The sequence below is a fragment of the Mycobacterium sp. IDUB_17 genome, assembly GCF_055419465.1.
The window spans coordinates 105,369-115,226 of the sequence record NZ_JBVAXS010000002.1; the positions used below are offsets into that span (position 1 = coordinate 105,369).

A 9,858-nucleotide genomic window follows, 5' to 3' on the forward strand; every position below is an offset into this window, starting at 1 on the left:
CGATGGCCTGTTATCTCGGGGTTGACGGTGGCGGTTCCAAGACCGCGTTCGCCCTGATCGACGATCAGGGCCGCGTCTTGGCCCGCGCCACCGCACCGGCCTCGTACTACTTCAACGACGGTTTCGATGTCGTTGAAAACGTGCTGAGGCAAGGGGTTTCCGTCATCTCCGAGCAAGGGGGAATCGAGCCCTCCGGAATCGACGCGGCCTTCTTCGGCATCCCCGGCTATGGCGAGGCCAGCGCTGACATCGAACGACTGAATGCGGTCGGGGCGCGAGTGCTCGGTCACGACCGCTATCGCTGCGACAACGACATGGTCTGCGGGTGGGCCGGCTCGCTGGCAGGCGAGGACGGCATCAACGTCATCAGTGGAACCGGTTCGATGACCTACGGCGAGCGACGGGGCGTCGGACACCGGGTCGGCGGCTGGGGCGAACTGTTCGGCGACGAAGGATCGGCGTACTGGATCGCCACCCGGGGACTCAACGCATTCAGCAGGATGAGCGACGGCAGGCTCCCATCGGGTCCGCTGCACACACTCTTGACAGAGCGCCTGCAGCTCGACAGCGACCTCGACATCGTCAGCCTGCTGATCGGCAAGTGGTCCGGAAAACGCACCTCTATCGCCGCGTTGGCCACCACGGTGTGCGAGGCGGTGCGGGCCGGTGACGACGCGTCGATCCAGATTCTGTCCACCGCGGTCGACGAACTCGTCGCACTCGTCGAAACCACCCGCGTGCTGCTCGGATTCACCGAACCCGAAACGGTGCCGGTGTCGTACTCGGGCGGGATGTTCTCCGACGACGGCTTCCTGGGGATGTTCGTCGCCGCACTCCGGGAGCAGCCGGCCAAGTACGAACTGCGGCGCCCGCTGCTCGACCCGGCGCTGGGGGCCGCCCTCTACGCCGCCAGACACAGTGGCCATCCGTTGAGTGCGGCCGCACTGCACCAACTGGCCACAACCCCAGCCTGACAACCGAAATCGCGCAGCCAAGGAGCCGGACGTGTCACCCACCATCGTCATCATCGGAGCGGGCAGTGTCGAGTTCACCCGCGAACTACTCGGGGACATCCTGTCGTTCCCCGAACTGCGGTCGATTCGGATTGTGTTGCATGACATCGACTCCGAACGCCTCGAAACCGCGGAGGCGATCACCCGTGCGACCGCCCGTGCGGCGGGTGCCGATCCGGAGGTGATCGCCACCCTCGAACGGCGCCGTGCGCTCGAGGGCGCTGACTACGTCATCAACGTCATTCAGGTCGGCATGCACGAGGCCACGGTGCGCGACTTCGAGATCCCGGCGCGGTACGGGCTGAATCAGACCATCGGTGACACCATCGGCGTCGGCGGAATCTTCCGCGGCCTGAGGACTTTTCCGGTTCTGGCCGGTATCGCACACGACATGGAAGAGGTGTGCCCGGACGCCTGGCTGCTCAATTACACCAATCCGATGGCGATGAACGTCACTTTCCTGCACCACGTCGCGCCGCGGCTCAAGGTTCTCGGGTTGTGCCATTCCGTGTACTGGACGATGGTCGGCCTGTGTGAACTCATCGAGGTGCCCTACGAGGAGGTGTCCTACTGGTCGGCGGGTGTCAACCACCAGGCGTGGGTACTGCGCTGGGAACGTGGCGGCCGGGATCTGTATCCGCAGTTGGACCAGCGCATCGCCGCCGATCCGGAACTGCAGCGTCGCGTGCGGGTCGACATGTACCGCCGCCTGGGGTATTACCCCACCGAGACCAGCGAGCACTCCAGCGAGTACGTCCCCTGGTACGTCCGCGACCCCGAGGAGGTCGCACGCCTGCGGATCAATGTGGGCGAGTACGTCTCCATCAGTGAGGCCAATCTGGCCGAGTACGGTCGCGTCCGAGCGGAATTGGCCGACGCCCACACCCTTGCGATCGACAACGGGTCCACCGAATACGCGCCGCAGGTGATCCATTCTCTGGAGACCGGGACGACCAGAGTCATCTCTGCCAACGTCGTGAACCAGGGGTTGATCACCAATCTGCCCGACGGTGTGGCAGTCGAAGTCCCGACGATGCTCGATGCCCTGGGTGCCCATCCGATGCGGGTGGGCGATCTGCCGCCACAATGCGCCGCGCTCAACCGGAACTTCCTCGGACCGGTCGAGCTGACCGTGCGCGCCGCGATCGACGGTGATCCGCGGCTGGTCCGCGCAGCGGCCATGGTCGATCCCAACACCGCGGCCACGCTGACCGTCGACCAGATATGGGAACTGTGCAACGAATTGACGATCGCGCACGGAGACCTGCTGCCTGAGCCGCTGCGTTCGAAGCTGGCGCTGTGAGAACGGCCGGTCGTGAAACACATGCACCATCACACCCAGATAAAGGAGTGTCTACCGTGATTCGACGCAGGCTGTGCATCGCATTGATCGCTGTCCTTGCCCTCGCGCTCACTGCATGCGGTGGCTCCTCCTCAACCGGCCCGACCGAGATCGCGGTGTGGCACGGCTACCAGGACACCGAAGGGGAGGTCTTCAAGGGCCTGGTCGACCAGTACAACAAGGAGCATCCCGACGTTCAGGTCAAGGAGCTCTACTCGAGCAATGACCTTGTGCTGCAGAAGGTGCTGACTGCGGTGCGAGGCGGCAGCGCCCCCGACGTTGCTTACATGTTCGGCTCGTGGTCGCCGAACATCGCCAAGATTCCGCAGGTCGTCGACATGTCCGAGGCGGTCTCTCAGCCCGATTGGAACTGGGATGACTTCTATCCGGCCGAGCGGGCAGCCGCGACCGTCGGCGACAAGATCGTCGGCGTGCCCGCCCTGGTGGACAATCTGGCGATCGTCTACAACAAGAAGCTCTTCGCCGATGCCGGGGTGGCGCCGCCGACGGCCGATTGGACCTGGGAAGATTTCCGGTCGGCCGCGGCGAAACTCACCGATCCGTCGAAGGGGCAGTACGGCTGGTTGATGCCTGCCGATGGCAGCGAAGACACGGTGTGGCACTACATTCCGATGCTCTGGGAAGCCGGCGGCGAGATCCTCACGCCCGACAACAAGCACGCTGCGTTCAATTCGGAGGCAGGGGCGAAAGCGCTGACCACGCTGCAACAGATGGCGGTCACTGACAAGTCGCTCTACCTCGACACCACCAACGAGAACGGTCCCAAGCTGATGAACAGCGGCAAGGTCGCGATGCTGGTCACCGGCCCGTGGGATCTCAGCCAGCTGTCCGACATCGAGTACGGCGTGCAGGTGATGCCCACATTCGCCGGCAGCGGCCGCGCTCACCAGTCGATCTCGGGCCCGGACAACTGGGTGGTCTTCAACAACGGCGACAAGCGCAAGCAGGCGGCGATCGACTTCGTCAAGTGGATGACCGCATCCGAGCAGGTGAAGGCATTCTCGTTGGGGACCGGCGATTTGCCCACGCGTCAATCGATCGGTCAGGATGCGGCGTTCCGTGACCAACTGAATGAAAAGCTGCCCGGCAGCGCGGCATTCGTGGAGAACCTGTCCAACGTAAAGTCGGTGCGGCCCACCGTCGAGCAGTATCCGGCGATCTCGGAGGCGCTCGGGCAGGCAGTCGTAGCCGTCATGCTCGGCAAGGAGCAGCCCGCTGACGCGCTGAATTCGGCGGCCAAGGCCACGGACGCGGCACTGGCCGGGGAATAGGCCCACGGGGAGTCGCACGCACATGTCTGAATTAGCTTCAACGCGACAACACGTCCCCCGGTTCAGGCGGCTCGGCCGCTCGGAGACCGTGGCGGGGTGGGCATTGGTGAGCCCCGCCGCGGTGCTCATCGGCGCCTTCGGTCTGCTGCCGGTGCTGATGTCGCTGATGCTGTCGTTCCAGCACTCGGATCTGCTCACGCCGGAGACACCGTGGGTGGGGTTCGATAATTACCGCAAGCTGGCCGACGATCCGCTGTTCGTCGACGCGATCAAGCACACCATCATCTACACAGCGCTGTTCGTGCCCGGCACCATGGTGGTCGGTCTGTTCGTGGCCGCAGCGTTGAACCGTTCGGTCCGCTTCATCTCGGTGTACCGAACCGCGGCGTACGTCACCATGGCGGTCTCGACCATTTCGCAGGGCATCATCTTCCTGTGGTTGACCGACCGCGACTACGGTGTGGTCAACGCGGCCCTCAATACGGTCGGGGTACCCGCGCAGCCCTTTCTGTCATCACCGTCGCAGGCCCTGTACGTCATTGTGGCGATGACGATCTGGGGCTGGACCGGGTTCTCGGTCATCGTGTACCTCGCTGCATTGCAAGGGGTTCCAGTCGAGCTGCACGAGGCCGCGTCGATCGATGGAGCGAGCGCGTTCACCCGCTTTCGCACCATCACGGTGCCCCTGCTGGGTCCGGCGAACCTGTTTCTCGTCGTCTGGCTGACCATCAACGCGCTGCAGTTGTTCGACGAGGTCTACGCCACCACCCGGGGCGGACCGCTGCGCGCCACCACCGTCATCGTGTACTACCTGTGGGACCGCGCCTTCATCAAGTTCGACGCCGGATACGCCGCTGCGATGGCCTACGCGTTGTTCGTGGTGATCCTGCTGATCACCGCTGTCCAGTTCCGTCTCGCCCGTAAGCACGTGCATTTCTCATGACCACCACACCAGATACTCGCGTTGAAACCGTTGCACCGCAGTCACAATCGCAGCGGCCACCCCAATTGTCGAAGCATCGTGTCAGGTTCCGGCTGCCGTTCAGCCCGTGGCATCTGATTCTCATTCCGTTGACGTTCCTGCTGGTGGTTCCGCTGTTGTGGATGCTGGTCACCTCGTTGGAGACCGAAGGCGAGGCGAACCGCTTTCCGCCGGTGCTCCTGCCCGAAAGCCCGCGGTGGGAGAACTACACCGAAGCCTGGGCCGCAGCGCCGTTCGGCCACTTCTTTCTCAACAGCCTGCTGGTGACATCGGTGGTGCTGGTAAGCAACCTGATCGTGTGCAGCCTGGCCGGCTATGCGTTCGCCCGCATCCGATTTCTGGGCCGCGGAGCGCTTTTCGTTACGTTGATGGCAACCCTGATGGTGCCGTTTCAGGTCACGATGATCCCGGTGTTCCTGATCGTGAAATGGTTCGGTGACAACGTGTGGGCCGGGCTGGGGATCGATCACATCGGCGCCCTGATGCTGCCCAACCTGGCCACCGCATTCGGGATCTTCTTCCTGCGCCAGTTCTTCCAGACGGTTCCGGTGGAACTCGAAGAGGCGGCCCGGGTGGACGGAACCTCGCGCCTTGGCGTGCTGTTCAAGATCGTGCTCCCGCTGTCGCTGCCCGCATTGTCCACACTGGCGGCGCTGACGGTGCTCACGTCCTGGAACGATTTCCTGTGGCCGCTGATCGTGATCACCTCCCAGGACCAGATGACGATTCCGTTGGGGCTCAGCTATTTCCAGGGAGCACACCGGGTCAAATGGCCCCTGCTGATGGCGGCGAACGTGATGAGTCTGTTGCCGATGTTGTTGGTGTTCATCGGTGCGCAGCGCTATTTCGTGCAGTCGGTGGCCAGTACCGGATTGAAGGGCTGAACCTTGGCAGAAGTAGAGTTTCGTGACGTCACGCGCCGGTTCGCGGGGGGAGTGGACGCGCTCAAGGGCCTCAATCTGACGGTGGCAGACGGGGAGTTCCTGATCCTGGTCGGGCCGTCGGGCTGCGGAAAGAGCACCGCGCTGCGCATGCTCGCCGGTCTCGACAAGCCGACATCGGGTGAGATCAGGATCGGCGGCACCGTGGTCAACGACCTCGCGCCCGGACAGCGTGATATCGCGATGGTGTTCCAGAACTATGCGCTGTATCCGCACATGTCGGTCTACCGCAACCTCGCGTACGGCCTGCGGCAGCGACGGACCCCGCGCGCCGAAATCCAGCGCCGGGTCCGTGAAACCGCTGAACTACTGCAGATCACCGAACTGTTGGATCGCAAACCCGGCCAGCTGTCCGGGGGTCAGCGGCAGCGGGTGGCCATGGGCCGTGCGTTGGTACGCGAACCACAGGCGTTTCTGCTCGATGAGCCGCTGTCGAATCTGGACGCGAAATTGCGCAACCAGGTTCGCGGCGACCTCAAGCGTCTGCACCGTGAAGTCCCGGTCACCTCGATCTACGTCACCCACGATCAGGTGGAGGCGATGACGCTGGGTGATCGGTTGTGCGTGATGTCCGACGGTGAAGTGCAGCAGATCGGCACCACCGATGACATCTACAACCGCCCGGCGAACACCTTCGTCGCGGCCTTCATGGGCAGCCCGCCGATGAACCTGATTGCCGGGGCCATCCGCTCGGGGATGCTCCACATCGGCGGCGCAGAGGTGACAACCGTGGCGTCGCCGGATGGCCCGGTGACCGTCGGTGTGCGCCCTGAGCATCTGCAGTTGCACGGCCACTGCGGCGCCGGCATGGTGCCGGCCCGAGTCGATTTCGTCGAGCCGCTGGGCAGTCACGTCTTGGTGACTGCGCTTGTCGATGTCAGCAGTGATGCGTCGAATGCACCGGCGGCTCAGACCCGGGTGATCGTCCAGGCTCCGGCGGACACCGAGTTGGAGTCCGGGGCCCGGATCGGTCTGGCGATGCCGCCGGAACGGACGTACTTCTTCGACGCCGAGACCGGTGAGGCCCGGCGCCACCGTGAGCGCATTTCGGTATGAGCGCCGGTCGAGGCGCCTAGACAAACAAAGAGGCTCCCGGGGATATCCCGGGAGCCTCTTCGTATTCAGCGGTTTCTAGAACGCAGCCTCGTCGAGCTCCATCACCTCGTTGTCGATGGTCTCGATGACCTGACGGGTGCTGGTGAGCAGCGGCAGCATGTTCTTGGCGAAGAACGAGGCAGCGCCGATCTTGCCCTCGAGGTAGGTGCGGTCCTCCCCGGTGGCGCCGGCGTCGAGCTTCTCGATGGCCACGGCGGCCTGGCGGGCCAGCAGCCAGCCGAGCAGCAGGTCGCCGACCGACAGGAGGAAGCGGACCGAACCGAGGCCCACCTTGTAGATGCTCGCGGCATCTTCCTGCGCGGCCATCAGGTAGCCGGTGAGGGTGGCGGCCATGCCCTGGACATCGGCCAGCGCGGTGCCCAGCAGCTCACGCTCGGTCTTCAACCGGCCGTTGCCGGTCTCGTTCTTGATGAACTGCTCGATCTCGCCGGCCACGAAGGCAAGCGCCTGGCCCTTGTCGCGGACGATCTTGCGGAAGAAGAAGTCCTGCGCCTGGATGGCGGTGGTGCCCTCGTACAGCGAGTCGATCTTGGCGTCGCGGATGTACTGCTCGATCGGGTAGTCCTGCAGATAGCCGGAACCGCCCAGGGTCTGCAGGCTCTCGGTCAGCTTGGCGTAGGCCTGCTCCGAGCCGAAGCCCTTGACGATCGGCAGCAGCAGGTCGTTGACCTTGTGGGCCAGTTCGCCGTCGATGCCGTGGACCGCCTCGGCGACGGCCTTGTCCTGGAAGGTCGCGGTGTACAGGTACAGCGCGCGCATGCCCTCGGCGTAGGACTTCTGCGTCATCAGGCTGCGACGCACGTCGGGGTGATGGGTGATGGTGACGCGCGGAGCGGTCTTGTCCATCATCTGGGTCAGGTCGGCACCCTGGACGCGCTCCTTGGCGTACTCCAGAGCGTTCAGGTAGCCGGTCGACAGGGTCGCGATGGCCTTGGTGCCCACCATCATTCGAGCCTGCTCGATGACGTCGAACATCTGCGCGATGCCGTTGTGCACCTCGCCGACCAGCCAGCCCACGGCGGGCTTGTCGTGCTGGCCGAAGGTCAGCTCACAGGTGGCCGAAGCCTTCAGGCCCATCTTGTGCTCGACGTTGGTGACGTACACACCGTTGCGCTCGCCCAGTTCTCCGGTCTCGAAGTCGAAGAGGAACTTCGGCACGAAGAACAGCGACAGACCCTTGGTGCCCGGGCCTGCGCCCTCGGGGCGGGCCAGCACCAGGTGGAAGATGTTCTCGAACAGGTCATCGGAATCGGCGGAGGTGATGAACCGCTTCACGCCGTCGATGTGCCAGGAGCCGTCCTCCTGCTTGACGGCCTTGGTGCGGCCGGCGCCGACATCCGAACCGGCGTCCGGCTCGGTGAGCACCATGGTGGAGCCCCAGCCCCGCTCGGCGGCCAGCACGGCCCACTTCTTCTGTTCTTCGGTGGCGTTGTCGTAGAAGATCTGCGCGAAGGCGGCACCACCGGCGTACATCCACACGGCCGGGTTGGCGCCGAGGATGTGCTCGTTGAGCGCCCACAGCAGCGCCTTGGGCGCGGGCATTCCGCCGAGTTCCTCGTAGAGGCCGAACTTGTCCCAGCCGCCATCGATGACCGCGCGTACGGACTTCTTGAAGGGCTCGGGCAGCGTGACGCTGTGAGTGTCCGGATGGAACACCGGCGGGTTGCGGTCAGTCCCGGCGAATGATTCGGCGACAGGTCCCTCGGCCAGTCGAGCCATTTCGCTGAGCATCTCGCGGGCGGTGTCGGCGTCCAGATCGCTGTAGTCGCCAGTCCCCAGGGCCTTGTCCAGGCCGAAGACGTCGAACAGGTTAAAGACCTGGTCACGGACATTGCTCTTGTAGTGGCTCACTTTTCCTCCTTGTGGAATGCCACCTGAGGTTGGGTACTTTGGATAAGTTACCCACCAGTAACTGCGGCCAACTATACCGTTCGGTAACTTCAACGCAAAGAGACTCTGAGCAATTTCTGGGGGCTAACCAACCCAGCGGTTGATCGACCTCTGTACCTTCGTGTCGAAATGCCTTGGACCAGCAGTTTTGTTGGATTGTGACGATCCTCACGAATATCACCATTAGGGTGGGCGGATGCGTCGAGTAGCGGTGTGGGGCACGGGGAACATGGGTGCGACGGCCATCAGATCGGCCACGGCATTCCCGGGGCTGGAATTGGCGGCAGTCATCACGTCATCTGAGGACAAGGCTGGTCGTGACGCTGCGACGTTCGCCAAGCTCGACGGCCTCACCGGTGTCAGCGCCACTACCGACATAGATGCGGCGCTGGCCCAGTGCGACGCCGTCGCCTATATGTCTTCCGGCGACATCCGCCCCGAGGAGGCGCTCGCCGAGATCGAGCGGTGCCTGCGTGCTGGCAAACAAGTTGTGACGCCGTCGCTGTATTCGCTGTACGACCCGGCCTCGGCCCCCGCGGAGTGGGTCGACCGGCTCACCGACGCCGCGGTGGCCGGTAACTCCGCACTCCTGGTCAGCGGCGTCGACCCGGGCTGGGGCAATGACGCCCTGGCGGTGATCGCGGCGGGACTGTGTACCCGGATCCGCACCATCCGGTGTCAGGAGATCTTCGACTACTCCACCTACAACCAGCCGCACTCGGTGCGGGTGCTGTGCGGTTTCGGCGGGTCCATGGACGAGACGCCGATGATGTTGCTGCCGTCCATCCCCACCATGGTGTGGGGCGGCAACGTCCGGCTCATCGGCCGCGGGCTGGGCCTGGAGATCGACGACATCACCGAGACGGTCGAACGACTGCCGCTGACCGAGACCGTCGACAACGTCATGGGCCGGTTCGAAGCCGGTACGCAGGGCGCGTTCCGGCTCCAGGTGATCGGATGGGCCGACGGGGTCGAGCGGGTCATCATCGAGCACATCACCCGTATCGACCCGGCCTGTGCGCCGGAGTGGCCGCAGCCGGACGAAGGCGTCGGTGATCACCGGGTGATCGTCGACGGCGATCCCCAGCTGAGCATCGTGGTGCGCGCCGACGTGCCGGGCGGCACCCGGGCCGACGGCGGCAACACCACTGCGGCCAACCGACTGCTCGGCGCGATCGACTGGCTGGCCACCCAGAAGCCCGGCATCTACGACGGCCTCGACGTGCCGTTGCACCCACCGCTCCCAGCCGAGGTCGAAGCCACCCGCTGGGTCTGAGCTTTT

8 protein-coding genes are annotated in these 9,858 nt (G+C 64.4%); 7 read left to right on the forward strand and 1 reads right to left on the reverse strand.

Annotated features, from left to right (window positions below):
* The first annotated feature begins 2 nt into the window (after positions 1–2).
* From ACZYZ7_RS07685 to ACZYZ7_RS07710, 6 genes are all read left to right on the forward strand, one after another.
* Positions 3–974, forward strand: coding sequence for a BadF/BadG/BcrA/BcrD ATPase family protein (locus ACZYZ7_RS07685; RefSeq protein ID WP_450069674.1), 972 nt, complete (start codon positions 3–5; stop codon positions 972–974).
* A 31-nt stretch (positions 975–1,005) separates the two neighbouring features.
* Positions 1,006–2,316, forward strand: a complete 1,311-nt coding sequence (gene melA / locus ACZYZ7_RS07690; RefSeq protein WP_450069673.1) for an alpha-glucosidase/alpha-galactosidase — start codon at positions 1,006–1,008, stop codon at positions 2,314–2,316.
* Positions 2,317–2,372: 56 nt separating this feature from the next.
* Positions 2,373–3,647 (forward strand): ABC transporter substrate-binding protein, encoded by a 1,275-nt coding sequence (locus tag ACZYZ7_RS07695; RefSeq protein ID WP_450069672.1) that lies wholly within the window; start codon positions 2,373–2,375, stop codon positions 3,645–3,647.
* Between the two features lie 106 nt (positions 3,648–3,753).
* Positions 3,754–4,590, forward strand: a complete 837-nt coding sequence (locus tag ACZYZ7_RS07700; RefSeq protein WP_286174562.1) for a carbohydrate ABC transporter permease — start codon at positions 3,754–3,756, stop codon at positions 4,588–4,590.
* Between the two features lie 128 nt (positions 4,591–4,718).
* Entirely contained in the window at positions 4,719–5,513 is a 795-nt protein-coding gene (locus tag ACZYZ7_RS07705) for a carbohydrate ABC transporter permease (protein WP_286174563.1), read from the forward strand.
* A gap of 3 nt (positions 5,514–5,516) precedes the next feature.
* The gene (locus ACZYZ7_RS07710) at positions 5,517–6,626 is read left to right on the forward strand and encodes an ABC transporter ATP-binding protein (RefSeq protein WP_450069671.1); all 1,110 of its coding nucleotides are present in this window, start codon (positions 5,517–5,519) and stop codon (positions 6,624–6,626) included.
* A gap of 75 nt (positions 6,627–6,701) precedes the next feature.
* Here ACZYZ7_RS07710 and ACZYZ7_RS07715 read toward each other — a convergent pair whose 3' ends face one another.
* A complete protein-coding gene (locus tag ACZYZ7_RS07715) occupies positions 6,702–8,537 on the reverse strand; it encodes an acyl-CoA dehydrogenase (RefSeq protein WP_450069670.1) in 1,836 nt (611 codons plus the stop codon).
* Positions 8,538–8,772: 235 nt separating this feature from the next.
* On the opposite strand from ACZYZ7_RS07715, the gene ACZYZ7_RS07720 reads away from it, so the two are divergent.
* Positions 8,773–9,852 (forward strand): NAD(P)H-dependent amine dehydrogenase family protein, encoded by a 1,080-nt coding sequence (locus ACZYZ7_RS07720; protein ID WP_450069669.1) that lies wholly within the window; start codon positions 8,773–8,775, stop codon positions 9,850–9,852.
* Positions 9,853–9,858 lie beyond the last annotated feature (6 nt).